Genomic DNA, 23,222 nt, shown 5'->3' on the forward strand with positions numbered 1-23,222 from the left:
TTCCCCACTATAAGTCAGGCAACCTGTAATCGAGCCCGATGTAAATCCAAATATTTGTCATGTTGATCTGTCAACCAGCGCAGCTTCAGACAACTGGTTATCCCCAAAAACTCTCTGTCACTTTCCGAAATCAAATCGGAAATCAAAATACCACCCGTCGCATCAAAACTGATTAGAAAGCGATCAAATAGTGCATCGAGATTTGCAGTGAGCAGAAAGCCATTGAATACATCCAGGCGCTCGGCATCGCAAGCACATTCGGCCCAAGGTAGAGCGTGACTGGCACGGAGCACTTCAGGTAAGGCGACGCCGGTAACCGCGCAAGCGCCACCCCAATAGTCGAGCATGGCTTTGCGAAAGGTGTCCTGCCCTACCCGCTGACGCACCATGCGCTCGACTTCGGTGTTTTTGATTTCTTTGGGGAGCTTTTTAAAAGCTGCCTCCAGGGCAGACTCAAAATCGTGTTCAGCTTGATTTGGCAACGCATGCGCCAGGGATGCGGCTCGACGGAGCACAATTGACAGCTGTTCAATGTTGTCGCAAGTAATAGTTTTCCCAGTGACGGAAAAATCGCGACCCAGCTCATTGATCAGCAGCGGTTTGGCGTTGATCAAATGAAGCTGATACTCGTTTTGTATCAGCATCACTTGCGCGTGCAATGGATGTCGGGCAGAGCCAAGTGTCAGTGAGGCGGGAGTTTCAACAACGGTGTATTCGAAGCCAAAGTCGTGACCAGTTTTTTCGATTAATGTGCGCTGCAAGGGATTCATTTAATCTTATTCCATTCAATGGATCGCCCGCGCCAGTGATCATCAATCGCCTGCGTAAATTCTGCTCGGACCAGCTTTGCCCGTCGCACACACCATTCATGACGATCCTCACGAATGATCAGTCCTTCAGGTGGTCCACTGCGGTACCGGCTTTGTGTGGCGTTCAGAAGTTCGTTCAGTTTAGCGGGACTGATCTTTCCCTTGTACAAAGCAGGAACATGGGCAATCCCTAGCGTTTGGGCTAGCTCATTACGCCGTTGAACGCTCCAAAAACGCCGCTGATGGCGGTCGTATACATCAAATACCATCAACCAATCCGGCAAACAGTTGTAATCCAGGGAGTGTTTGGCGGCGCACCATTCGCCGAACAGGATGCAGTTCGAAGAAAGGTGATCCTTAAGCGCCCACTGATGCTGGGCTAGCCAACTATTAAGGCGGGAAAACTGGCCAGCATAGGGTTCCTGCAAGTACTGACCCCGATTCTGCGCCTTAAGCTGGCCGCTTGAGCCAATTGATATGCCCAAATTGGCACCATCGAGCTTTTCCTCTACCACCACTTCACCGGATAGTAAGTCATCTGCTGTAGATGCAGAGAGCACTTTGTCGTCACGGGGAGACCCTTTGCCAAGCCAGCAAAGGTGGGGAGTGTGGGGGAAGCGAAAGAAGTCGGTCATGTTTGACTTTTAGCGGTTTTGCTTCTCAGTGTGTTTCTGGCGAGACCAATCCTCGATGATGGGCTCAAGCAAGACAAGACTGGCCAGCAAGTCAGCTTCCCAGTCATGCCAATCGGTATCGCCTGCAAATGCTACGCAGCCTTCACCATATTGGGCATGTGAGTCCAGCGCCGCAGCGACCATCTTTTTGTCCGCCTCATCATGAATAACATCCCGCAAGGGTGGATTTAACAATCCGTGGCCTTCAGCGTCATACTCAACGTCCACATTATCCACGGCAACGGTGCTCCACTTGTGCATTACGACCTGAATACCGTAATCATTGAAACCCAGCTTGTTGTTGTACTCAGAATAAATACCACCGGCACGATCCAAAACCATTCTGGATGGACTATCCTGAAATTCACTAAGCCAGTTCCACACTCGCATACGCTGCTCCGGCTCTGCAGGAGTTGCATCAATATCTTTTGGATCAGATGGATTGGCTGCACTAGCGGCAATCAGTACATTGGTGTCAATAACGTAACGATCCTTCATGGCAACGATCTGGCTTGTTTCTCAAAGACCAGGCGTGCCTGCTCTTTAGTTTCTCCCATTGCATCGCCGAAGAATTTGTCAGGCCAATTTTTGACACGGCCAAACTCGTCCAGCTCCAGTGGACGCATGCGAGCCGCTTTACCCTCCCGCTCTACGAAATACATAGCCGTGCTAGCCGCAGAAATCGTATTCTGTGCCATCAGCGTTTGCAGGCGTCGAAACAGGTGTTCACTGTGGGTTTCTACAATGAATTGAACTTTACGTTCACGACTAACCTGTGAAAACAGCTCTGCCAATTCACTTTGTGCCAATGGATGCAAATGGCTTTCCGGTTCTTCTATAAGAACAATATGGCCAGGCTGGGCAAACAGGGCCGCCACAATCACGGGCAATACTTGAGAAACGCCGACCCCGACATCTTTGATATTACTTCCTTCACCATAATTCGTCATATGCAGCTCATACCGGGCCGAGCGCCCCAGCTGCTTCACGTCCAGGCCGTCGGCGAGGTTCATTTTTCTTAACCACTGCTCTGTTTGCTCAAATAGCTGAGCGGTTTCTGTGAGTGGCTTGTGAGCTTTCCTGAGCCGTTGATATTCAACACCACTGGCTATCAAAGCATCGATAGCCTTGGCACCGTCATCACCGATATGGGCGGGCATGCGGCCAGCCCAGACATAGTCGCGCTGTGCTAGCCGCCGAACGGGGCCCAGATAGATTATGCGGCTGAGCTCATCCAGCAGCTCCGGACCAATGTCTTTGATGGCTTCTGCCTGCTCACCAAGCTTATTGAGCGTGGCTGCAGAAAAGGCAAAAGAGCGCTCAGGACGAAAATCGGCGCTTTGGCCCAATGGCTTGCGCTGATTTGCCAGGCTCAGCTGATAAATACTTGTCTTACGACGCTTGACTGTGAAACCTTGATCATCCTTGCCCAAACGCAGATAGTCGAGTTCGGCACTGTTACCGGCACCTTTACGGTAGCGGGCAGAAAACAGCGATGAATCGGTACCTTCGGACTCCTCAGCCCAGCGAAATTCAATGCCAAATTGACTCGCAGATGTACTTTGGCTTGCACTGGCGCTGCGGCAGAGGACATCTTGAAACTGGCCAAGGGTGACAGAGTCGGGCTTGCTGCTGTCGTTATCCGGATTACCCAAATTCAAATCCAGATTCGGATCGTCGTTTTTTACCGTTTGACGAATCAGTAACAGGCTCTGGATCAGACTGGATTTGCCCGAGGAGTTGGTGCCAAGCAACAAGGTCAAGGGGGCCAGGCGCAGCGGTCCGGTGCTGCGCCAGATTTTGAAATTATCGAGCTTTAGGTGGGTTAGCATCAGTGGAGCTCCCCCGCCTCTAATTTGTCCCAGGCTTCTAGCACTAACCGTTGCGTGCGGTATTCGCCGAATTCTCGTTCCTCATTGCGCTTAAGTACGGAAAATGTTTCTGAAGGGTAACCTGGGTTTATAGATTCTGGATTCAGAACAAATTCGAGCTCCTTGCGATTTAGCCCATACAGCTTGGCGTAATAAGCATCCAACTCACATTGAATCTTTTTCCTACTACTAGATTCGTACTTCACTAAGTCCACAGCAAGATCAAAGCCAAGAGTGTCCATATCCACCGAGTTACAACTTAACGAAGCTGCCCGACCAACAATAAAATCCAAATCCGACTTTGTATATTTATCCGGAGGAAGAACAGGCAACTGCTTTAAAATAAAGAAACTAAAGTTCAACCCCCCCAACTTCATCCTTGTCACATAGTCAAAAATAATAGAACCGAAATTTGCATACAGAGCCATTATTAGTGAAGGATTATCTAGCCCGGGCATGTATATGGAAAGACTATGACCAATTCCGCAATCAGGAAGAACACTAGTGATCATAGTTCTTGCACTTGCTCTAGAATCAGTAACATTCCTCCAGGTAAGCCACCATTTCTTATTCCAACTTAACTGTTCTCTTTTACGCAATACATCTTCCTTGCTAACCCAGTAGAAAGGCTGCACAACATAAGATAGAGACGCCAATTTCGATTCCTCAACTCTTGGGAGGATATGGGCCCTTTCGTGATTTGAATCATTAAAGTCGCCGTAACGATGGTTAAACATTCCCATCATCTTGGACTCATAGAGAGGCAAATATTCCTTATCTCCCTTAAAGAAATGGTTATTGACCTGTTCAAACCCATTGCCAACAAGTTCATCGAACGTCTTGAATAAGTGACTATCGTTAGCCATGTGGAACATGGTAGATAATTTAATCTTCCAGTCATTAACTTCAGGCTGACGGTCAGTTTTCTCACGAACAAGAACAGGCACGCGACGATAAATGCTAGTCGTCAACTCTGCATCATAGCGCGATTGAAAAATCGGGCATGTCAGGGTGTTTGGATTCACCCTGAAAATATCTTCTGGACTTAAGGTAAAGACCCGTTCTGAGTCTTGAAGATGTTCGATTTTTTTGCCCTGAAAGAGGAAGCGTGTTTCTGGAATTTCCTGATCAGAGCCAACAATAGTGGTCAGGGCAAAGCGCAGCATATGACCTTGGCCGGCACCGGCGAAAAATCCTTCGTTTTCAAACTCGAAGAAGCTGTCAAGTGATCTCTTTGAAATTAATTCACCAAAAAAATCCTTGGTTGAATTGTCGGTAGCCAGGCCAGACGGCACGATAAAACCTGCCCGCCCCATGGGTGATACTATTTGATAGATGGTCTCGCTAAACAGGGCATAGGTATTCACATCCCCAACCCCGGTCAGAGCAAAACGTCCCCCCTCATCACCGTTCACATGCATAAAAGCACTGGCCGCTTCGGCGGTACGCTTGGCGGTGACAAATTCATTGAACAACCGCACTTCGGCCTGACACTCGTGCTCTGGATGGTGCAGCTCCGGCAGCAGATGCTTGGCCAACATACCCTCACTCAGCCATTGAATACGCTGGGCGCGTTCGGCTTTGTTTTTGGCTTTGGCCACATCGGCATTGCGGGTGGCAAAGAATTCCTCTTCCTGCAGCTTGATACGCTCCCACGGCGGGTTGCCGAGCACACAGTCAAAGCCCCCGTCTGCGAATACCTGTGGAAAGGCCAGCGGCCAGTGGAATACTCTGGCCTCACGGCAGGCGTTAATTGCAGCATCACGCTGCGCAAGATGCTGGGCGTTGTGGTTTTCACTCACGAGCTCCAGATAGACGCTGGCGGTGGTGGGAATGGTGTTTTCGGTAGTCTCTGTTTTCGGCAATAAAAAGGCCCCGAGTACCATATCCGCTGCCTGGCACAGGTGACTGTGCCGTGCCTTGTCCAGGAAGGCTTTGTAGGCTGCCTCCTGCTTGGCAATTTGATTCGTCGAGGTTTGGGGCATGGCCTCAATGGCTTTCAGCTCGGCCAGTTGGTTGGCCTGCTCCAGCGGCAACTTGAACTGTGGGCTCTTGCGGTCCTTTTCTAATTGCTTTAAGGCAGCCGTATTGGCTTTATTCAGCGCGGTACACACGGGCTTTTCATCGCCTGACAATGCCTTGAACGCGGCCTTGGGGATGCCGTATTCCAAGGCTTTCAAATCCGTCAGCCCGAGCAAAGCATCGCCGCATTGCAGGTGGTGATCGAGGAACGAAAGCGGCTGGCCCTCTTCAAAGCCCTCCAGCCACAGAGCGGTGCGCGCTAACTCCAGTGCCATTGGATTACGGTCGACGCCGAAGATGCAGTTGCTTACTACTTCGCGCAGCGCGTGGCGGTAGTCAGCGGGTTTTACAGCTCCGTCTTCACTGCGCAGCAGGGCCAACTCCTGTGCCAGGCGACGGGCGGCGGCCAGTAGAAAGTGGCCGCTGCCACAGGCCGGGTCGATGACGCGAATACCTAGCAGAGCTTCGTTGGGATTGGCCTTGTTTTCTGCCAGCCGCTGTTCAATGACTGGCTCCAGCGCGGATTTTATCAGCTCCTGTACCAGGGAATCCGGGGTGTAGTAACTCCCTGTCGTTTTGCGCTCGCTTCCAGCTGTATTAACTAGTTCAAATGTTTTTTGATATGGATCTGGACGAGGGTCATAATCGAGTAACTCTTCGTATACACTCCCAAGCTCTTCAACTCCCATATTTTTATAATCAACTGGCGTTAACGGGCTATTATTATCTAACTTGGTCCACTTAAGCTCCTTCACAGCTTTAAGGAAATTTGCATTGCTAATTGAAGATGTGACTAAATTTACGCATTGATCTCCGTGAAAAAGCCCACCAAGTGCCGGCAATGCAAGCTTCTCTTGGCCAGTTTCAAGAGCTTTAAAAACTACCAGCTGAGCTTGCCAAATATCATCAAAATTATCCCAACTACGTCGTTTTAAACAACGATCCCTAAGTCTTGATAATGAATAACTACCGAGGTACGCATTTCTGGCGAACTTATTCTTTTTCTCTTGACTTTCTATCAACAACAAATTCCGCTCTTCTACGGTAAACAAAAAGAGCATCCGATATACAAGCCGCAGTAGCTGATTGAAGAAGGCTGATTTTGTCAGGCCACCATTGGAAAGCCGTTCGCGCAGTTCGATATTTTTAGGATGTTCAAGGAACCCCTTCCCTAAAAATTTTAATGCTTCAGTTACTCCACGACCCAGCCCTTCACGAACCTCCACTCCTAAGGAAATACCTTCACATCGCCAGGCCTCCCAAATGCTATGCTCGGGCTTGTTACGGAGGCAGGCTCGGCTCGCGTGTAGCAGTCTCCAGACACTAGCGAACTCACTGAAGCGCTGGCCTTCGAGCACATCCTGCAGATCAACTTCCAGAAAACTCGGGCGAGTGAGACTGGCTGCATCTCGCAGCAGGCGCAGCTGCTTGCCGTTGCTAACAATAGCCCACAGGTGCGCATCGCTGGCGTTGAGCAGCTCCTGTGCCAGCTGGAATGCGGATTTCTTGCGGCTGCCGCTGCCTACAGTGGCGAAATCGGGCAGGCTGTCATCCAGTTTGGCATTAAAGGGCGCGACCACCACCGGTATGTGGCTGGCCAGAAAGGTAATGGGATAAGCGCGTTCGTTGACCTGGATGGGCGCAGTGGCTAACAGCGTGCTATAGCCGAACACATCGCGCAGCAGCTCTGCCACAAAGTTCTCGGTGATGGCCAGGGCGTCAACGTCTTCGCGCTCCAGCGCAGGAGCAAAGTGTTTCCATTGGGCGCAAGCGATCTGGAAGGCGCGACTGTAATCGTCTTTCAGGCGCAGGCCTTTTGGGGTTTGGTAATCTGTCTCGCTCTGGTGTTTGGCCTGCCCGAGCGCCGCCTTTTCCAGTTGATCGGGCAGAAACAGGGTCCCTTCGAGGGTAACACTCGGCAAGTTGAGGGCACTTTTGGCCTGGCGTTTGACTTTTTTCATTGTTATTCCTTAGAGCGCGTCAGGCAGCAGTACGTACACGCCAATCACATCCACCGGCAAGCAGGCCTTGATACTGTATTGACCGACATCGCGCGCGGCTTCGCGCACGCGTTTGTGATCATTCAGCAGCACCTGAGCGCGATCGGTCGCCAGAGCTTCCAGTTTTTGCTGATTTGCCTTGAGGAAGTCGATTGCGTGATTGATCTCCCGTGTCATGGCCTCTTTTGGAAGATTACCGGTGGGCACGCATTCAAGCAGCCGGCTAACCTCATGGCCGGTTAGCCATTGCGGGTTGGTGCGTCCCTTTACCGCGAATGCGACGGTTTCCTCGGCCATCAGCTGGAAAGGTTCGCGGCGGCGCACATACTCCAGTTGGTGGCGCAGGCGCAGCAGATAAATGGTGGTAACGACCTCGACACTGTCGGTCTCAGCAGCGGCGCTACGGGCGGCCAGATTACTGTCACCCTGCAAACTCTCTTCAATCAGGTGATCGGCCAGAACGCTAACCAGCGGGTGACTGCGGTGCAGCTCATTGAAATCGATGGTGAGTGGTTGCTCTATGCCTTCATCGGCCAAACGCTGACGCAGGTTTTCGGGTGTGCTTTGCGGCAGAAAGCGAAAGCGATTTCCGCGGGCGGCTTCCAATGGCGCATTGAGGCGGGCCGAGGCGGTTTTAATAAAGCGTTGGACATCTTCGTGGGTGCCTAATGACTCTTGTTGCTTTTGCCACTCCGGCATCACTTCATCGGGCTTAATCTTGCGCTGGGCAAACACCGTGCGATTAGCTTTGGCCTTGGCGAGTGCGTCTTGCCACTGCGACTCAACTGGTGCGAGTAACTCTTCGGCATCGGCAAACATATCAGGGGTATAGGGAGCGTTGCCTGCAGTGCGCTTCATCAGGGCAGCCTTTACCAGCGCCTGATTGATGCGGGTGTCGTCTTCCGGCATAGGTACTAGTACGCCCAGCTCTTTCTGAATCGCCTCCCCTTTGCGAAGAATCACATTCAGCACAAATCCATCTACGGGGTTATCTTGCCCGTAGAGCATGGTGCATCGCACTTCGCTGGCCTGCTGACCAAAACGATCGACCCTACCTTCCCTCTGTTCGTGGCGGGTGGGGTTCCAGGCAAGATCGTAGTGCACCACGGCGGTAAACAGGTGTTGCAGGTTGATACCTTCAGACAGACAGTCGGTGGCGACCAGAATACGCTGGTTGCCGTCGACCATCTCTTCCACTTTGAGGCGGCGTTCTTCAGGTGTGAGCTCGCCAGTAACAGACTCGATGGTGGCTTTGGGGAACTGTTTGCGCAGGTGCTCAGCCACATAATGCGCTGTGGCGACATATCGGCAGAACACGACAGGATGAAAGCCCTCCCTAACCAAAGCTTCCGTATGCTGAATAAGTGCAGCCAGCTTGGGGTCGCCCTCCTTACCACTCAAGCGTTCGGCCTCTCTGATCAGCCCCTGCAATGCCTGATTGCTCAATTGTGCCGGCGGCTCCATGTCGGAAGCTGACAGATCATCAGCTTCACCATCGTGTATACGCTCATCGGTCAACAGTTCATCGGGCGATTGCACGCCTTCCAGGCGATTGCTCAAGGCCTTTACTGCGGCCGCAGGGGAGGAGGCAACGCAGCGCAGCAAGGCTAGCGTGGCATACCAGATCAGGCGTGCATCGTTTTCGCCCTGCTGCTCAACACTTTCAGCCAATTCAACACAGTAGTTCTGCACGGCATCGAAGAAGCCGCCCCAATCACCGCTGAGTTTATAGGTGACTTCGGCCTTCATACGGCGGGGAAAGCCGGCTCCATCATTGGTTTCCGCTTGCCATTCAGTGATGTCTTTGCGGCGGCGCTGAACAAAATGCCTGGCCAACTCTTGCCGAAGCGGGTCACTTGCGGATGTGCGATTCTGCAGATCGGAAAATTTGGGGTTTAACAGCGATATCAGGTTATAAAAAGCCGTTTCGTCGCCTGAGTGGGGTGTCGCTGTCAACAGGATCAAGTGGCGCTCTTCATTGGCTGCCAGACGCTGTAACAGCTCGAAGCGCAATTGCTTGCCCTGCCCGGACGCTGCGCAGGTATGGGCTTCATCGACAATAATGCATTCTGGTGCGATGGAGAGAAAATGCTCCCGATGGCGCTCGCTTTTGATGTAATCGAGACTTACGACAACGATCGGAAAGTGATCCATCAGACTGGTACCATGGGGTACTTCCCGCTCAACTCGACTTGCTGTGGCTGACGTCAACGCCACGGCATGCAAATTGAAGCGGTTTTCAAGTTCTGACTGCCACTGTTCCACCAAGTGAGGCGGGCACAGCACCGCAAGCTTGGAAATTTCGCCGCGGTCCATCAGCTCGCGAACGATCAATCCGGCTTCAATGGTTTTACCAATCCCCACGTCGTCGGCGACCAGCAGGCGCACCGTACTCAGCCTCAATGCCATCAAAAGAGGTACCAACTGGTAAGCACGAGGTTCAACCGCAATGTTGCCAAAGGAACGGAATGGACCGCCCCCGGTGCGCAACTTCAACCGTAGTGCATCACGCAACAATAAAGCGCCGGAGTGGTTGCCGGGTTTTTCGGCATCCGGCCAAGGGAAGGTTGCCGACTTTACCGGCTCCAGTTCTAGTTCCGGAACCAGGGCAACAATGTCGTCGTCGGTTCCGCCCAACGGCCGAAGCCTTAGCCATTCAGGGCTTGATTCATTCTGTACTACCCATTCGCGGCCTCGGGCGTGTACCAAATTGCCGGGCTGATAATTAAATTCTTGCGTCATTAGACTTGTTCCTCGCTTCCACCAAAAACATCGGTGAAATGGCTAAACAGACTGCTCCAACCGGTCGGATCTGAGGCATCGATACAGGACCAACCCTTGTCGGTCAATTGTTGAATAATCTCTGCCGCTGGCATCTCAGTAAATACCAATGTTCGGGCACGCTTATATTGTGCAGTGGCGATGGCAGCGCCTCCGGACACTGGGACGAATGTGGCATCGGGCTTGTTACATCCCTGTTCATCGACGGCGTTCAGCCATGCCTGCCCTGTTGAGTCACTATCTTTGAAGCTATCACCTGTGCCAGGTACCGGCTGTGCCGGTTGCTGCGCAGGTTTTACATTGGCATTGGCCAATGCCACTAATAGCGCCAAAGCATCCGCGTTGCGGCGATTGATGTTTTCATGATCTGGTTGATTGAAATAAGAAAGTAAACATTGATAACAACCCGCCTCGCACAGCGCGTTGTTCAATTCGTCCTTCTTCTCCAATTCCGGCAGTTGGGATGTATTCCAATCACCTTGCGGCTTTTGAAAGTGCATGATCTCCAGGGCTTTGCTAGCCACCAGCGCCAGGCTTTCCGGCTCTGAGGCCAGGCGGGTAAGGACACCTGCCCCACCTTCAGCGGCCTCGTAGAACAACAGAGATTTTCTGTCATCCAGCTTGGGCAGCGGCTCCGCAACTAGCTCAGACTCTTCAATCTGGAAGGTCATCTCAATACCGCGCTTTAATGCGGCCTGCACGGTTGCCATAGTTTCAATAGAGAGTGGCTTTACCGGCTGCAGGATCAGCAGGTTTCGATGATCTTCCACAAAAGGCACAATGCGCTGATTCGCCACTTTTTCCATGGCGCCTTCGTCATTACTGGTGTCATCTTCGCTGTTAGGGTCGTCCTGCTTACTCCAGGTTCCGGTAATTGGGTTTATATAAAAACCGAGTTGATTTTTATCTTTACGGCGGCGCCAGCCTCGGTTTATGCGCCAGATTCGCGCGGCAGGTGCGTAGGTCAATTCCGCTAGCGCTTCTTCCTCGGCTTTCACAACCCCTTTTTGCTGCTGAATTTTCCCATCTGGCCCAGGCAGAAACCGATAGGTAGTCTGCAGCTCAAAACCCTGACGCTGGCGGTCCTCATCGTTAATGGAAATGCGTTCGACGGGAAGGGTCTCTACGGTCTCAATGCGATAAAGCTCTTTCACCCAATCTTCTTCTGTTAACAGGGCATCACAGTTTTCGCAGCGCTCAACCAAGGGTTCTTCACCACCCGGCAGCCCTAGATGACCATAACCGCATTGGCTGCAAACTCGAGAGGTAATGGTGGACAAAGTGCTATTGCCAGAAATGTGTTCGCTATTGCCGACATTCAGCTTGGCCCGCACAACACGATACATTCTGCCCTGATGATAAATAAGGCTACGCGGCCCGAACTCGGACAATGCCAAGAAACGTGGCCTACTGACCATGCTACCTTCATCATCTTTGCCCGGAGTTTGACCACCGCGAGCAGGGATCCACGCCATGAGAGGCAGCCGTGGAAAGTTATAGCCAGGCAGGAACCCTTGACTGGCCAGGTATCGGTAAGTGTAAAAGTCAGAATTTTGAGTGTTGCCGGTTTTTAGCAATATGCCGTATTGATTGGCGGCATCGCCCCAGCGTCGTTTCGCGTTGGTTCTTTCCAGATCAGTAGCGGTGTGGCTCTTGGCGATAGCCTCCGCCATATCCATCTGTTTACGAGTCGCATCAAACAGAGCGCGCCAACGGTCTAGGGCCCCTGAAAAGTTTTGGGGGGCCTGATTAATGACAGAGTCAATATAATCTGTGGTGAACCAGTGGCTGGTATTCAACTCATGTTCCAGCTGCTTAATCACACCTTGGGCAGAAGTTCTAGCCTTTTTTATTACTTCCGGATCAGACAACTTCTGCATTAATGCCGTCTTTAGCGGCTTGGCTGATTCTTCAAGGTTAACCATGGGAGCAATACTGCTGTCTAGCTCTACCTCTGCTGCAGCCAACCAGACTGCATGCAAGTGGCTTTCAATTAGCTCGCGATTGCCCAGGTCGAGGGTGGGCGCTTTAACCACCCCATGAACCATTTCATTCGCATTGTGGAAAAACCACTGGTCGTGGGGGCTAAGTGACGCGCAATAGGTAATCACCAGCGCCTGCTGGCCGGACCGACCAGCGCGACCACTGCGCTGCGCGTAGTTAGCGGGCGTCGGGGGTACATTCCGAAGATACACAGTATTCAGCGCGGAAATATCTACACCAAGCTCCATGGTTGGCGAACAAAACATCACCGGTAGCCGCTCTAGCGGCGTTTCGTGGCCGGGTTCTTCCAACCACTCTTTTTGGTCTTTCTCGGTGTAACGGAAACGCTGTTCCAATAGCTGGCGACGAGCGGCATCAACCTGTGCGGTATGCTCCTGAGCCTCGAAGTAAAACAAGGGGTGACTTGGCTGTTTGAGCAATTCGGCCAGGTTCAGATAAAGTTGGCGAAAGTATTGGTTGGTGGAGTTACTTTCCTCATCAGCAGTGTCAGCGAGCAACCACTCCAATGCGGATGCGTTCAGGCGAAAACCAGCTAAACCTTTTTCCACACTGTGCTTTTGCACATAACCATAGAGGACAGCCATCTCCAAAAGCGCGGCAACAATCTCGACCCATTCCGCATCCTTCCAGCTGCTTACCTGCCCTGCGAATGAGGTAGACTTCCAGAAGTCAGCATTCTTTATGATCTTTAAAATTCGCGATCTCTCTGCAGCAGAGACCAGATCATTTCTTGGCTTGCCTTTGTATTCGGGGCGCTTCGTCAAAATTAGAAATTTGGAAGTTTCTAACTTTTCGTCGGAAGCGAATGCCCAACGCTCATTCAAATAACTAAAGGCGCTGTTTCGTGCTTTATCCTGCTCAACAGAATCCAGATAGCGAGTTTCAAGACATAGCGCACGACGCATTTCATCGAAAAGGACTCGACATAGATTGGCCCTGTTGAATGCATTGAGTTTTGCCAGTACAGAGTTCTTACTGCCTTTAAACAGTTCTTCCTCAGCACAGAACTCTTCCAAGCCACGATAGTCGATTTTAAGTAAGGCCAGCTGGTCAAGATTTGGGTTGTTGAAGCGCCAGCCCCGGCGAAGGTCGCGAATGAGCCGATAGCCAATGATATAGCGCAGTGTTCTCTGCGCTTCTTGCCTGGCCAGTCCCATTAACTTTGGCGTTTTTAGATATTCGGCCAAGGTCGCCTCGTCAACACCACTGAAACCCAGCGATTTGAAGACCTCCTCAGACAGCTTCTCCTCATCCAAAAGTCCTTGATTGGCCTGAAGCGCCCCAATCAAGCCCGCCCGAAGTGTGAGGAGAAAAACGAAATCATTAAAATGCCCTGCTTGAAGAGCCGCATCTTGCCGGTTATCAGAAAATCCCAGGAGTTTCCTTGGGTCAGGAACACCTTCAGGTAACTCCTCAGTCGAAAAAAGCTGACGCAGCGCCGAAAGGGTTAGAACTGTTGTTGCCGATGAACGGCCCTCACCAGACAAACTGGCAAGACGATTAATGTCTTTACCATGGGCTTCATGAAGCTGGCCACAACACAGACAAAAACGAAACTTACCGGGGATATACCAATACCGCTCTCCCCTACCCTCAACGCCTTGAGGATCGATAGTAAATTCTATCGGACGGGCATTTTTGTAGCTGGATTTCAGTTTTGGTTCAGCTTTTGAGAAGTCCAGCCACGATTCAGGAAGGTCTTCAAGACCGCCCTTGAAGTTCAGTTTTGGAGCTACCGGGCAAAGAAATCCGAAATTTAGCTCATCATTATCCGCGGTTGTAATTTCACCTATGTCCCTTGGGTCAAACCTGATTTGCCCATGAGTGGTCTTCCAAACCGGGTGATATTCTTGGCCACAATCTCGACAAAAATGCGTAGGATAAAGTTGAATAGCTTGTTCTTGCCGCCCTGGAGCAAATCGCTGCGCATCAAGCGTAATAGCTCTGACGCCACTGGGCTCAAGTGTTGCCAGAACCTTGCCGGGACCACTAATGAACTGATGTAACTTGAAAGCAAAGGGAGCGCGACCTTGGGGTGTTTTAACATCGTGGGCCGCGACTAAAAATTTCTGGAGCGCTATAGAGGCTTCCTGTTGCGTTACACCCGCATCATTTGCGAGCAAGCCCGCGGCGGAATCAAGGGTTTTCGGCTTCGCGCGTTTCGGCGGCTCGTCTTCAGGTATTTCTATTCCGAGATTTAACTCTACCCATATCGCCAATGGCGAATCTTTAAAGGCTTCGAAACTTTCCCAGGAAAAATTCGCCTTTTGGATCTCGATGTTCAGGAGATGCCGAATCGAATTAACATCTTTCGAAGGGGTGGTTACCCTTTCAAGGGTCTCCCCAATAACATCGTGCTCGGATATTTTGGAACCAAAGAGTTTAGTAGCAACTTCAGCAACAACACGATTTCGATCCACCTGCTTGCCTGTGCTCGACATGGTTGCAGAAGTACCAATACAGGTCATGCTTTCTGCAGACAAACGCTCTCTGAGCCGCCTTACCAGAACCGCCACATCTGCCCCTTGACGACCTCTATAAGTGTGAAGTTCATCTAGGATCAGAAATTCTAAACCCTTGCAATTTTCCACCACACGACGGTCTACATCTTCATAGCGCGTCAAGATAAGCTCGAGCATCATGAAATTGGTTAACAGAATATCCGGCGGATTATCGGCTATATACTCTCTTTGCGTGCGACTTTCCTGCCCGGTATAACGCGCAACCGTAAATGGTCTATCATCAGCCGGAAAATCAACCAGGAACTTATCCAACTCTTCTAGCTGACTATTGGCCAACGCATTCATTGGATAAATGACGATGGCCCTGGTTCTTGGTTTTGGATCTGCTTCTTTACCTTTTAGAATGGAATCAACAACAGGTATAAAAAACGAAAGCGACTTCCCAGAACCTGTACCGGTAGTCACTACATAGCTTTGCTTCTGCTGCCCTTTTGCCAGAGCTTCAAGTTGATGCTTGTACAAAAAAAGAGGGCCTGATTTGCCCTCAGTTTTTCCGGTACGAAAAATATCCCCGCACTTTGGATGCAAAACTCCGTCATTGGAGAGCTCCTGAACTGTTCCCTTTCGCTGGTAGTTAGGGTTAATCTGTATTAGCGGTTGCGGCCAGTAACGGCCTTCTGAGTATTCGTGTTCAACGACATTCTTTATGTCACTGGCTGCGATTGATACAAAGCTTCGGGAAAACGAACTGTATTCTTCGATCAACTCATCCCTAAAATTAAACACGTTGTCCATTAATTGTTTCCTTTGCTTAATTCGTATCCGGGCGCAATAACTAGGTTTTCAACACCATAAAGGGCTTGCCAATTTTTAAGCCACAAATGGTATTCAGACCCTCGCAAGCTGTGATTCTCAGTACAATCTACATTCCATCGCCTTAACACATAGCCCGCAGCAGCTGCACGAACATTCACCTTAAGCACGCCATCCTTCATCGCATAATCCATCTCGATAGTTTCAGGATGGGCAAGGTTCGGGTGCGCCACTAAATTCATTTCAACAATTCGGTTCCACTGAATGTCAGCCTCACTCGATTCGTGCTCTTTAGGCTCATCAGAAACAATTACAGGATCTGAGATTCGCGTGACCACGAAATCGATAAAAGCCTGTCGGTTGCGGTCGAAAGCCCGAATATGCCAGCGCAGACCATTGTCGACTAATACAAAAGGAACGATTTCACGCTCACTCAACCCTGAACCGATAGAGCGATATTGAATCTTCACCACTTTTTTGTGGTAGATGGCCCTAGTCAGAACAGCTAACACTGGCAGTGACGGCCGGTTGAGTTCTGCGGGCGTCTCACACCGCACCATGGGCTTGTGACTACCTATGAAGTCCTCTCCAAACCCCTGGGAAAGGGCCGCCAAGACCTGTGGTGGCGAGTATTCGAAGAGAGGCTGGAAGGATTCTGATTTGACGTACGACTTCAGCTTGGTGTCGTAATCCAGATTCGTCGGCGCCAGCTCTCTATATAGGGTGATATCGCGAGTGGCAGCCGCCTCCCCGATCCCGAAGCGGGCAACCAGATCGCTACGGCCAATTTCGCCGAGGAAGAAGGTGCGAAAGTCGATATGTGACAGGCGCTCTTGTTGCGCCTGACTGATGTCAGATAAATCCACCCTAGCCTAACTCCCCTGATTAAGACCTTGGGATTTTGCACTATTTTGACGCCACATAGTAATACTTTTCCAACTGGTAACTATTTGTATCTGTTGACATCATCATTTTGATCAGTATATTCTACAGCCAGGGTCATAGATGGCTTTGACTCCTCACTCATCCGGAGAAGACTTTCATGGCAACAAATCCTCCCAAGGGCGACGGTCATCGTAATGGCGCAGTTCGTGGCCGCTCCCAAACCAAAACCCCGTCTGGCAATTATGTAAAGCGGGATACGGCCACTGGCCGCTTTATGGACGTGAAGACTTCCAGCAAGGACCCGTTTAAGGGCGTGCGGAAAGAAAAGTAATGGGCGGCCCCTGCAGATCCTGGGGGGCCTCACCTAATGGCGGATAGCAGAGACATCCCGATGGTTAAACTCCAAGGTGCGGTCATCAAAGAACAAGGCGTAACGTTTGCAATTGCGATAGTGAAACAGCACATCATGAATTCGCAGATGCAGTGTCTGCAGGCTGCTCAATCCTTCCAACCCCTGTTCCCGGGCATACCTATTGTGCTGATGGGGCAAGACTGCCGCGGCACTCCAAGCTACTGGGGTCGTCGGGATATTGTAAATTTTCTAAGGAACGTCCACCCGAGTCGCATCCCCTGGAAAGAATATACATTCAGCTGAGGAAACCGTGATGATCGATATTTCGTTTGAAATAAACGGCAGGAAGGTGTCACCACGCAATATGGGCAACGCTCTGGAAGTCGCTGTTTTACAGTCTGTGCAGGAATCTATCAAAAAGTCCGTTGGCTCAGCGCGATGCCCCACTCATGGCCAGGCTCCGAAGATTAAAGTGAAGGGACGCAATCTTGAGTCCTTGAGCCTTGAAATATCCGGGTGTTGTGACCAGCTGATCGAAACCATAAAGAAAAAATTGAAATAAAGATTGGAGCAAGAATGAACGGTCCAACTCACCAGTTCGCCGGTGCAATTGCAGCACTGGCTATCACACAAAGTGACGCGGAGGATAAAGCCTCGATGTTGCATCACCCGGCAGCAGCGATGCCTCTGGGTGCATTTCTTGGTCGGTTACCCGATATTATCGAGCCATCATTGGGAAACCCTAACCATCGGCAGTTTTTTCACAGTATCGTTACGTTGAGCTTACTGGGAACCGGTGTGTACAAGGCTTATCAATGGGATCCGCAGAACAATCTCGATAAAATGCTACGAGGATTATTGCTGTTAGGCGGGGCCGCGTATCTCAGCCATTTGGCGCTGGATGCTTTAACCGCCAAATCACTGCCATTTATCGGCAAACTGTAAGCGACAGAGCCAAGCTTTTAGTCCAACGGCGTTAGATCCAGAGACTCTATGAAGGGCTCCGCCACTTCAACCGAGGAGTATGGACAGGGCCAGCTCGAAATCTCCTTCGAGGAAGCCAGATCGCGGGTCAGTAATAATAGTTCGCGGGTGGTCCAGAGGAAAAAGGCCGGCCTGATCATCGATGATCACATATCTCGATGGCTTATCCTGGTCTGCTAGGAATGCCTGAATTTCCATCCAACGCATTGGCATACCAGCCGGTATCCGACTCACGAGCGGAGTACTGCCTACAATCAAGTCACCAAATATCGGTTGAAATACCGAGATCGGAAATTCAAGGCGCCAAGTTGAAGTAACTACAATCCTGGCTCCGGTCTGTAGACAAAGCGAACGAAGCTGTGTCACCGAACCCGGGAGGAAAAACTGTGTTCCAATTAATGGCTTGACCTGACTCCAGGGGAGAGGCACCACCTGGCCCGCCGGATGTACAACACCATCGAAATCCAAGAAAACAAACCGAGCGTCCATCAACCTTCAGCGTATTCAGTCACTAGAACACAACGCAAAGCTTTTCCTAGCACGATGATTACCCTAATGGATGGGGCAATAGCTCAGGAGATAACGTTGCGCGGGAGCCAAAGTCACTATTGCTTATTTCTACCAGCTTCTGAGCGAAGCTTCCGGAAATATTAATACTTGCTTCATATGATTGAGCCAGTGTCGCCAAGGAATCGCTTGTCGTTAAGGATCCAACTAGCTCATCATCAGAATTAATAGAAATTTCTACTTCCGACCGATTATCACATCCTGTGCCATCCAGATCATAGTGAGACGGGTTAGAAACATAACTTCTTTGACTGCCCGAGCAAATGGAACTAAACGTTAGAATATTTGATTCCGGAATATCCTCAGATACCCTCTGAGCGTATTCGACTAGAGTCGGCTCGGCAGGCATAAACAGATAGCCTTTCTCACCTGACTCCTCTGTAGCGCGAAGGATTCGCCCGAGTACTTGGCGAAAATAGAGCTCCGTTTTTACACGAGTTAAATAGCAACATACTTTCAGACGCGGCAGGTTCGTGCCTTCGCTGATCATGCCTACAGAGATGATCCACTTATTGCTGCTATTACGGAAATTACGAATAGTTGCTAACGGATTATTATCGACATACGTTGCGATCTCCGCTGTCACATTGAGCTCTCTACGCAGCAAGTGAGCAATTTTTCGCGCATGACTAACGGAAGTTGCAACGATAAGCCCTCCAGCATTAGGAGATTTACTTCTCAACCTTTCCAGTCTGTCGGCCGCTCTACGAAGAATTTCAGTGATTAATGTTTCGTTATCAAGAAGATCCTGGTAACTACAATCTGAGTCCGATAGCAACTCAGAAAAAGAGGAATAGCAATGGGAATCAGGGCCATCTGTAACACATATTTTAGAGTTATCAACCGCGATAATTCTCGGTTCCCTACAAACGCTATCATAGATTGCTTCAGCTAAACCATAACGATAGTCGCAATGTACCTTGCCCGACTCTTTACAGTAATCCGCCAATACAATAGGAATGTTATCCGACCTCCATGGAGTGCCCGTCAAAGCAAGTGAATACAGAGCTCTGCCACGGATATTGCGGTGAATAGTTTCTCCCCAGCTATTACTCTTCCCTTCCTGGTCGGCCGCACAGTGATGGATTTCATCAAAAATCACGAAAACTCGATAGCTGTCTAGGATCTCCCAAAAAGAAGTGTCCAAAGAGCTCATCGCTTGATAAGTCAGAGAGCAACCGCCTGCACCAATACGTCCGCTCAAACTCCTGCCAGTACTGTCCTCAAGCTCTCGACGAAAGTCTTCCGCTACCACTATCGCAGGCGAAAAACACAGCACCATGTCGATCATGCCAGCGTCAAACAGCCGCTTAGCGAGAACGGATGCCATTACAGTCTTTCCAGCCCCAGGTGTAGCCAAACACATGAAGTGGCGAAAGCCTGAGCAATACAGTCCAAAGGCCCGAGAGATACTCTCGGACTGCCAACGTCGTAGGTTCATAGTGATTAAGGGGCCGGATTGAGGTCTATCAGAGACTCTAAAGCTCTTACTTTCCCAAGAGTTTTAGCGTATTCCTCTCGGGTCTTGTCGTACTGGCCCTGAATCCTAGATTTCAGGATCGGCTCTGCTTGGACAATAGCCTCATACTCCTCGAGAGCACCCGTTGCCGACAGCATATCTGTACGATATTTGTTCAGCTTTTGTCTGAGGGTACGCACTACTTCGGCAGATAATGACTCTGCCGCCGCTATCGGTGCACCATCTGTGCCAGTACGAGTATTCGTCAGCGACTCCAATCGCGAACGATCTTTTATACAGTACTCGATCGGATAAGGCTTGCCAGTATTAATCCGCTCGACAGCTCCGCACTCTTCCAGCTTACGTAGGTGTCGCTTTACTAGCTGACTGACTACTTTCTTTGGCTTGGAGGTATCGCCAACCAGCTCTTGATATGCATCCCTGAACCGGGGTACAGAAAAGGTCTCAAATCTCCCCGAGCGTAGTAGGGAGACAATCTCGGGCTTTACCTTCAAGGCTTTCATAATACATCTAAGTGTCTCGAATTTCGCGCCATTGTACTTCGTCTCTAACATCGAGACAATGAAGCGAACCCACTACTCATACGAACACGAGAAGCTCCGCGAATGGCTTAAACAGCAGCGGGAGGAGCGGGGTTTGTCTATCCGCGCAGCAGCTGACCTCGTAGGCCGACATCACTCGATCATTGGAAAGATTGAACAGGAGCGGAAGCGGATTGACATCGCGGAATTTGTAGAGTATTGCCTGGTGCTACAGGCAGACCCCCATGAAGGGGTCGATGTTTTGATAGAAGCTCTTACAAAAAGTAGAGGCAAGAAGAACTAAAGCACCAGTTTCGCCCTTTAGCTCTCATAGCTCCCCCTACGCCCCACTGAACGCAGATCACCTCAAGCAATGGTTCCACTACTCCTACATGTAGCATGTAGCCGAATTGCTCCATGAACCACTAGATTACGCATGACCATGGTTCAATCTGTATCGCACAGGAACGAAAGAATATAGCAATATAGACACACATCACCCAAACACTTGACTAATGAGATAAGCACCGGTTGCATCTACTGCTATGCGCGCCCGGCACATGCCTACATGGATCTTTCCCCGGGGCTGGATTTTGAAACGCGCCTGTTCTTCAAGCCCAACGCCGCTGAGCTGCTGGAACAGGCCCTGCGCAAACCCGGCTACCGCTGCACGCCGATCGCGCTGGGAACCAACACGGATCCGTATCAGCCCATTGAGAAGCACAAGCGTATCACCCGTGAAATCCTCGAGACCCTGCAACGTTTCCAGCATCCGGTGACCATTGTCACCAAGGGGCAGCTGATCCTGCGGGATCTGCCCCTATTGGCCGAGATGGCGGCCGACGGCCTGGCCCGGGTCGCGATCAGTGTCACGACCCTGGACAACGGACTCAAGCGCGCATTGGAACCCCGCACCGCAGGCCCCGCCGCGCGCCTGCGGATGATTGAGGCCCTGAGTGCAGCGGGTGTCCCCACCTCGGTCATGGCGGCGCCGATCATTCCCGCCCTCAATGATTCAGAACTGGAAGCAATCCTCAGCCGATCCCGGGATGCCGGCGCCGATCAGGCTGCTTACATCCTATTGCGCCTGCCTTATGAGGTGGCGCCGCTGTTTCGGCAGTGGCTCGCCGAGCATTACCCGCACAGGGCCGAGCATGTCATGAGCCTGGTGCAACAGAGCCGCGGCGGTCGCGACTACCAAAGTGATTTCAGCCAGCGCCAGACCGGTACCGGGGTCTTTGCACAATTACTGGAACAGCGGTTTCGGGTAAGCTGTCGCAAGCTCGGCCTGAACCAAATCAGGTCTGCGCTCGACTGCCAAAGATTTACAGTGCCACCCAAGGCCGGGGATCAGCAGAGTCTCTTTTGAGTGACGTAAGTAAAACTGGATATTGGAATTGTTTTGGCCGGCTGGTTCATTTATTTAATACGCACAAATAGCGGCGCACTGTACACCGGGGTTACCCGCGATGTAGCGCGCCGCTTTGCCGAGCACGACAGCGGAGGCCCGAAAGCGGCCAAGGCGCTGCGCGGTCGCGGCCCCCTGTCACTGGAGTTCCAGTGCGGTATGCGCAGCAAGTCCGACGCGCTCAAGCTGGAGGCCGAGATCAAGCGCTGGTCAAAGAAAAAGAAGGAGCAGCTGATCCAGAACGGCGCGGCGATGCTGGCCGATCACCAGGGGATTTCGGAACCGTCGTAGTTGTAAAAATGGCCGCTACTTTCCTGGGTTGCCTGCAGTAACAGGTTTTTGAGGCCAGCCACGCTTTCTTCTACCGGGATCAATGCATTGGGCCCGCCCATTTCCGTCCTGGCCCAGCCCGGGTGCAATGCCAGCACAGTGATGCCCTGCCCCGCCAGATCCACGGACAGGCTTTTGACGACCTGATTGACCGCGGTTTTCGACGATCGATAGATATACCCACCGCCAGAGCTGTTGTCGGCGATGCTGCCGACCTTGCTGCTGAGCACCCCCACCACCTTGTTGTTACCCGCAAGCAGGTTCGGCATGAACGTCTCTACCAGCTTGTAGGGCGAGATGGTGTTCACCTCGAGTACCTTGCGCCACTCCTCGATATCAACATGGCCAAAAGCCACCCCCTTGGGGCCGTAATAGCCCGCGTTGCTGCAGAGGATATCCAGCGGGCGGCCATCCAGCTGCCGGGCGAGATCCGCCATCTGCCTGTAGTCGGTCACATCCAGTGCATGCACTTCAATGTTGCCAAACTCATTCGCGAGATCGGCCAGCGCCCAGGCCGCGGCCGGATTTCGGCAGGTGGCGATCACATCCCACCCTGCAGCACTGAATTGTCGCGTCAGTTCCAGGCCGATACCCCGGCTGCAACCGGTGATGAAAATGGTGCCGGGCATAGTCCCTCCTCAAATGGTATTCTTGCGCGCTCGAAAGATAGCAAAACGACACGGCTATGTATTACTCACTGGGCGACCTGATCTGGCTATTCCTGATAACCCTCGCTGTCTGGTACTTCTGGTCCGGGATGGCGGCCAAAGACCGGGTAAGGCGAATCGTAAAGGCACACTGCGCAGAAACCGGCGTACAGCTGCTGGACGATACCGTCATGCTGACACGCACCCGCCTCAAGCGCGACCGCAGCGGCCAGGTGCGCCTGCAGCGCCAGTACGAATTTGAGTTCACTTCCACCGGGGAGCGCCGCTACAGCGGTATCGCCGTGCTCCACGGCCAGCGCATCACCCAGATTCAGCTCTCCCCGTACCACCTGGCCTGACAGACCCGCAAGGAAATGTATGCAAAAAGGTATCTATCGCCACTACAAGGGCAATCTTTACCATTTGATGGAAATTGCCACGCACAGTGAAACCGGGGAACAACTGGCCGTCTATCGCGCTCTGTATGATGAGTACGGCGTGTGGGCCCGCCCCCTGGCCATGTTCGCAGAGACCATTGAGAAGGATGGCGAGCGCATTCCCCGTTTCGCCCTCGAACGAGCGCTCGACTGAGCGAAAACGCAAGCAGTTGCC

The 23,222-nt window shown here is 51.5% G+C and carries 19 protein-coding genes; 7 read left to right on the top strand and 12 right to left on the bottom strand.

What is annotated here, in order from left to right:
- Nucleotides 1-14: 14 nt before the first annotated feature.
- From ACNKU7_RS05700 to ACNKU7_RS05735, 8 genes are read right to left on the bottom strand one after another with little or no spacing between them, the layout of a single operon-like run.
- Nucleotides 15-770, bottom strand: a complete 756-nt coding sequence (locus ACNKU7_RS05700; RefSeq protein WP_418296000.1) for an HNH endonuclease — start codon at nt 768-770, stop codon at nt 15-17.
- The gene (locus tag ACNKU7_RS05705; RefSeq protein WP_418296001.1) at nt 767-1,444 is read right to left on the bottom strand and encodes an RNA ligase family protein; all 678 of its coding nucleotides are present in this window, start codon (nt 1,442-1,444) and stop codon (nt 767-769) included. Before ACNKU7_RS05705 ends, ACNKU7_RS05700 begins: the two co-directional genes overlap by 4 nt.
- 9 nt (nt 1,445-1,453) lie before the next feature.
- Complete coding sequence (locus ACNKU7_RS05710; protein WP_418296002.1) at nt 1,454-1,981, bottom strand: hypothetical protein; 528 nt, start codon at nt 1,979-1,981, stop codon at nt 1,454-1,456.
- Nucleotides 1,978-3,315 carry an AAA family ATPase gene (locus ACNKU7_RS05715; protein WP_418296003.1) on the bottom strand — a complete coding sequence of 446 codons (1,338 nt, stop codon included), beginning with the start codon at nt 3,313-3,315 and terminating at the stop codon, nt 1,978-1,980. The genes ACNKU7_RS05710 and ACNKU7_RS05715 overlap by 4 nt, the downstream gene beginning before the upstream one ends.
- Entirely contained in the window at nt 3,315-7,337 is a 4,023-nt protein-coding gene (locus ACNKU7_RS05720) for an Eco57I restriction-modification methylase domain-containing protein (RefSeq protein ID WP_418296004.1), read from the bottom strand. The genes ACNKU7_RS05715 and ACNKU7_RS05720 overlap by 1 nt, the downstream gene beginning before the upstream one ends.
- A 9-nt stretch (nt 7,338-7,346) precedes the next feature.
- A complete protein-coding gene (locus ACNKU7_RS05725; protein WP_418296005.1) occupies nt 7,347-10,118 on the bottom strand; it encodes a helicase-related protein in 2,772 nt (923 codons plus the stop codon).
- Nucleotides 10,118-15,418 (bottom strand): DEAD/DEAH box helicase, encoded by a 5,301-nt coding sequence (locus ACNKU7_RS05730; protein ID WP_418296006.1) that lies wholly within the window; start codon nt 15,416-15,418, stop codon nt 10,118-10,120. The genes ACNKU7_RS05725 and ACNKU7_RS05730 overlap by 1 nt, the downstream gene beginning before the upstream one ends.
- Entirely contained in the window at nt 15,418-16,302 is an 885-nt protein-coding gene (locus ACNKU7_RS05735) for a WYL domain-containing protein (protein WP_418296007.1), read from the bottom strand. Before ACNKU7_RS05735 ends, ACNKU7_RS05730 begins: the two co-directional genes overlap by 1 nt.
- A gap of 684 nt (nt 16,303-16,986) precedes the next feature.
- On the opposite strand from ACNKU7_RS05735, the gene ACNKU7_RS05740 reads away from it, so the two are divergent.
- Together ACNKU7_RS05740 and ACNKU7_RS05745 are read left to right on the top strand one after the other, a co-directional pair.
- Nucleotides 16,987-17,235: a hypothetical protein gene (locus ACNKU7_RS05740; RefSeq protein ID WP_418296008.1), complete on the top strand. Its 249-nt coding sequence runs from the start codon at nt 16,987-16,989 to the stop codon at nt 17,233-17,235.
- A gap of 14 nt (nt 17,236-17,249) precedes the next feature.
- Nucleotides 17,250-17,618 (top strand): metal-dependent hydrolase, encoded by a 369-nt coding sequence (locus tag ACNKU7_RS05745; protein ID WP_418296009.1) that lies wholly within the window; start codon nt 17,250-17,252, stop codon nt 17,616-17,618.
- Nucleotides 17,619-17,684: 66 nt separating this feature from the next.
- Here ACNKU7_RS05745 and ACNKU7_RS05750 read toward each other — a convergent pair whose 3' ends face one another.
- The 3 genes from ACNKU7_RS05750 to ACNKU7_RS05760 are packed head-to-tail and all read right to left on the bottom strand — an operon-like array spanning nt 17,685 to nt 20,207.
- Complete coding sequence (locus ACNKU7_RS05750) at nt 17,685-18,146, bottom strand: HAD domain-containing protein (RefSeq protein WP_418296010.1); 462 nt, start codon at nt 18,144-18,146, stop codon at nt 17,685-17,687.
- 58 nt (nt 18,147-18,204) lie between these two features.
- On the bottom strand, nt 18,205-19,665 hold the full coding sequence (locus tag ACNKU7_RS05755) for a DEAD/DEAH box helicase (RefSeq protein ID WP_418296011.1): 1,461 nt from the start codon (nt 19,663-19,665) through the stop codon (nt 18,205-18,207).
- A 5-nt stretch (nt 19,666-19,670) separates the two neighbouring features.
- Nucleotides 19,671-20,207 (bottom strand): hypothetical protein, encoded by a 537-nt coding sequence (locus ACNKU7_RS05760; protein WP_418296012.1) that lies wholly within the window; start codon nt 20,205-20,207, stop codon nt 19,671-19,673.
- A 58-nt stretch (nt 20,208-20,265) separates the two neighbouring features.
- On the opposite strand from ACNKU7_RS05760, the gene ACNKU7_RS05765 reads away from it, so the two are divergent.
- The 3 genes from ACNKU7_RS05765 (at nt 20,266) to ACNKU7_RS05775 (ending at nt 21,924) form a co-directional block, all read left to right on the top strand.
- Nucleotides 20,266-20,529 carry a helix-turn-helix domain-containing protein gene (locus tag ACNKU7_RS05765; protein WP_418296013.1) on the top strand — a complete coding sequence of 88 codons (264 nt, stop codon included), beginning with the start codon at nt 20,266-20,268 and terminating at the stop codon, nt 20,527-20,529.
- Nucleotides 20,530-20,733: 204 nt separating this feature from the next.
- Nucleotides 20,734-21,594: a PA0069 family radical SAM protein gene (locus tag ACNKU7_RS05770; RefSeq protein ID WP_418296014.1), complete on the top strand. Its 861-nt coding sequence runs from the start codon at nt 20,734-20,736 to the stop codon at nt 21,592-21,594.
- A 33-nt stretch (nt 21,595-21,627) separates the two neighbouring features.
- The gene (locus ACNKU7_RS05775; RefSeq protein ID WP_418296015.1) at nt 21,628-21,924 is read left to right on the top strand and encodes a GIY-YIG nuclease family protein; all 297 of its coding nucleotides are present in this window, start codon (nt 21,628-21,630) and stop codon (nt 21,922-21,924) included.
- Here ACNKU7_RS05775 and ACNKU7_RS05780 read toward each other — a convergent pair.
- A complete protein-coding gene (locus tag ACNKU7_RS05780) occupies nt 21,897-22,592 on the bottom strand; it encodes an SDR family oxidoreductase (protein WP_418296016.1) in 696 nt (231 codons plus the stop codon). The two genes, ACNKU7_RS05775 and ACNKU7_RS05780, sit on opposite strands and share 28 nt — an antisense overlap.
- Before the next feature lie 56 nt (nt 22,593-22,648).
- Here ACNKU7_RS05780 and ACNKU7_RS05785 point away from each other — a divergent pair, with 56 nt between their 5' ends.
- Entirely contained in the window at nt 22,649-22,969 is a 321-nt protein-coding gene (locus tag ACNKU7_RS05785) for a DUF3301 domain-containing protein (RefSeq protein ID WP_418296017.1), read from the top strand.
- Nucleotides 22,970-22,988: 19 nt separating this feature from the next.
- Entirely contained in the window at nt 22,989-23,201 is a 213-nt protein-coding gene (locus tag ACNKU7_RS05790) for a DUF1653 domain-containing protein (RefSeq protein ID WP_418296018.1), read from the top strand.
- Nucleotides 23,202-23,222: the final 21 nt, after the last annotated feature.

Source organism: Microbulbifer weihaiensis (assembly GCF_048323715.1).
In the GTDB taxonomy this organism is placed as follows: domain Bacteria; phylum Pseudomonadota; class Gammaproteobacteria; order Pseudomonadales; family Cellvibrionaceae; genus Microbulbifer.

Excerpts from the sequence above, each read along its gene's own strand:
- ACNKU7_RS05760 (WP_418296012.1), bottom strand. The coding sequence starts at position 20,207 with ATGAAAGCCTTGAAGGTAAAGCCCGAGATTGTCTCCCTACTACGCTCG.
- ACNKU7_RS05705 (WP_418296001.1), bottom strand. The coding sequence starts at position 1,444 with ATGACCGACTTCTTTCGCTTCCCCCACACTCCCCACCTTTGCTGGCTT.
- ACNKU7_RS05710 (WP_418296002.1), bottom strand. The coding sequence starts at position 1,981 with ATGAAGGATCGTTACGTTATTGACACCAATGTACTGATTGCCGCTAGT.
- ACNKU7_RS05755 (WP_418296011.1), bottom strand. The coding sequence starts at position 19,665 with ATGAACCTACGACGTTGGCAGTCCGAGAGTATCTCTCGGGCCTTTGGA.
- ACNKU7_RS05780 (WP_418296016.1), bottom strand. The coding sequence starts at position 22,592 with ATGCCCGGCACCATTTTCATCACCGGTTGCAGCCGGGGTATCGGCCTG.
- ACNKU7_RS05745 (WP_418296009.1), top strand. The coding sequence starts at position 17,250 with ATGAACGGTCCAACTCACCAGTTCGCCGGTGCAATTGCAGCACTGGCT.
- ACNKU7_RS05765 (WP_418296013.1), top strand. The coding sequence starts at position 20,266 with ATGAAGCGAACCCACTACTCATACGAACACGAGAAGCTCCGCGAATGG.
- ACNKU7_RS05785 (WP_418296017.1), top strand. The coding sequence starts at position 22,649 with ATGTATTACTCACTGGGCGACCTGATCTGGCTATTCCTGATAACCCTC.
- ACNKU7_RS05740 (WP_418296008.1), top strand. The coding sequence starts at position 16,987 with ATGATCGATATTTCGTTTGAAATAAACGGCAGGAAGGTGTCACCACGC.
- ACNKU7_RS05700 (WP_418296000.1), bottom strand. The coding sequence starts at position 770 with ATGAATCCCTTGCAGCGCACATTAATCGAAAAAACTGGTCACGACTTT.
- ACNKU7_RS05725 (WP_418296005.1), bottom strand. The coding sequence starts at position 10,118 with ATGACGCAAGAATTTAATTATCAGCCCGGCAATTTGGTACACGCCCGA.
- ACNKU7_RS05750 (WP_418296010.1), bottom strand. The coding sequence starts at position 18,146 with ATGGACGCTCGGTTTGTTTTCTTGGATTTCGATGGTGTTGTACATCCG.
- ACNKU7_RS05720 (WP_418296004.1), bottom strand. The coding sequence starts at position 7,337 with ATGAAAAAAGTCAAACGCCAGGCCAAAAGTGCCCTCAACTTGCCGAGT.
- ACNKU7_RS05730 (WP_418296006.1), bottom strand. The coding sequence starts at position 15,418 with ATGGACAACGTGTTTAATTTTAGGGATGAGTTGATCGAAGAATACAGT.
- ACNKU7_RS05715 (WP_418296003.1), bottom strand. The coding sequence starts at position 3,315 with ATGCTAACCCACCTAAAGCTCGATAATTTCAAAATCTGGCGCAGCACC.
- ACNKU7_RS05790 (WP_418296018.1), top strand. The coding sequence starts at position 22,989 with ATGCAAAAAGGTATCTATCGCCACTACAAGGGCAATCTTTACCATTTG.